Source organism: Eubacterium ramulus (genome assembly GCF_003122485.1).
Classification (GTDB): Bacteria; Bacillota; Clostridia; order Lachnospirales; family Lachnospiraceae; genus Eubacterium_I; species Eubacterium_I ramulus_A.
The window spans coordinates 1-1,491 of record NZ_JRFU01000243.1 but is presented as its reverse complement, the minus strand read 5'-3'; the positions used below and the strand labels follow the sequence as shown (position 1 = coordinate 1,491).

Sequence of the window (1,491 nt, the reverse complement as noted above, 5' to 3'; positions counted from 1 at the left end):
TTGCATGACGCGCACCTCGCAACAAGAATGCCGGAGCATTCTTGAAATGGTACTGAATCGCAGTCTGGCACACGTTAGCTTAGAAAGGAGGAGCAACATGTTTAATCGGGAATTATTTCTGGAAACCCAGACCAGTCGTTGTCTGTTATGTGAAAACGCTCCCTGCAGTCATGCGTGCACCTCACATCTTCCGGTCAGCGACATCATACGCTCCTTCCGGTTTGAAAATCATATGGGAGCTGCCGAAAAAGTCGGAAATGTTTCATGCATGGATTGCAGCAATCCGGTGTGCATGAGTGCCTGTCGGAGAAGCAAATTAGACAGTGCCGTGGAAATTCCGAAAGTTATCGCTCAGGTAGTCAGCATCATTGAAAATATGCCGAAAGAAGTTGCAAAATGTAAAGTGGATTATGAAGTAGCATGGACGCGCGATACCGTTTACTACGACAAGACATTAGCTGGCTATGTACAGGAAGCTGTTGACGAACTTGGTTACTCCAACCAGAGAATCAACTCTGGCGCCGGACATGATGCACAGTTTGCATCCTATATGCTCCCGACAACCATGGTATTTGTTCCTTCCAAAGATGGTCATTCCCACTGCGAACCGGAGTTTACATCCACAAAACAGTGTACCATGGGCGCTTCTGTATTATTAAATGCGGTTCTGAAATGCGATAAAGAAGATTAATACAAACGAATACAAGTTTTTCAGAAAAATATGTAAGAAAAAACTATGTGGGATGGAAAAGATAATCTGTGACAGTATTTTACTATCTCACATGGAAAAACAGAATAAAAACTACAAGTAGAATAGCATTTTACAATTGAACGTGTGAGTGAGGTGAGAAAATGCGAACAAATTATGTAATTACCATTGCCCGAAATTTCGGTGCAGGTGGAAAAAGTGTCGGACTGGCATTGTCCAAAAAACTTGGTATTCCGTGCTATGAGCGCCAGATTCTGACGATGGCTTCCGAAAAAAGCGGCATCGATGAAAAGCTGTTTGTCGATATGGATGAACGTCTGAACGGCGGTTTTCTGGCAAAAAAACTGGCATCCATGCCATTCTCCACAGTGCTGGAACCAAGAGAAAAAGACTTTACTTCCGACAATAACCTGTTTAACATTCAGGCAGATATTCTTCAGACCATGGCACGAAGCGAATCCTTTATCGTCATCGGAAAATGTGCAGATTTCGTGTTGCGACCATATGGAAATGTCATCAACGTCTTTATCGAAGCACCGCAGAGCGCCTGCATTCATACGATCATGGAGCGGACAAACGTATCGGAACAGCGTGCGCTGCAGATGTACAAAAAGACAAATAAATATCGCAGTGAGTATTATAACCATTACACCTACGGCGGTGAGTGGAGAGATCCGATGAACTATGATCTGGTGCTGAACAGCTATAAAGTTGGAATTGATAATTGTGTAAAATTTATCTCAGTCTGAGTTGAGACTCCCACTTCTGCAAGTGGTGAGTAG

2 protein-coding genes are annotated in these 1,491 nt (G+C 43.4%); both read left to right on the top strand.

The genetic code is table 11. The annotated features are described in order from the left end of the window. Nucleotides 1–97 precede the first annotated feature (97 nt). On the top strand, nucleotides 98–691 hold the full coding sequence (locus tag LG34_RS16880) for a M20/M25/M40 family metallo-hydrolase (RefSeq protein ID WP_431602626.1): 594 nt from the start codon (nucleotides 98–100) through the stop codon (nucleotides 689–691). A gap of 161 nt (nucleotides 692–852) precedes the next feature. Beyond that, on the top strand, nucleotides 853–1,458 hold the full coding sequence (locus LG34_RS16190) for an AAA family ATPase (protein ID WP_109216995.1): 606 nt from the start codon (nucleotides 853–855) through the stop codon (nucleotides 1,456–1,458). The last annotated feature ends 33 nt before the right edge of the window (nucleotides 1,459–1,491 follow it).

Coding starts and splice junctions, on each gene's coding strand:
- LG34_RS16880 (WP_431602626.1), top strand. CDS start 98: ATGTTTAATCGGGAATTATTTCTGGAAACCCAGACCAGTCGTTGTCTG.
- LG34_RS16190 (WP_109216995.1), top strand. CDS start 853: ATGCGAACAAATTATGTAATTACCATTGCCCGAAATTTCGGTGCAGGT.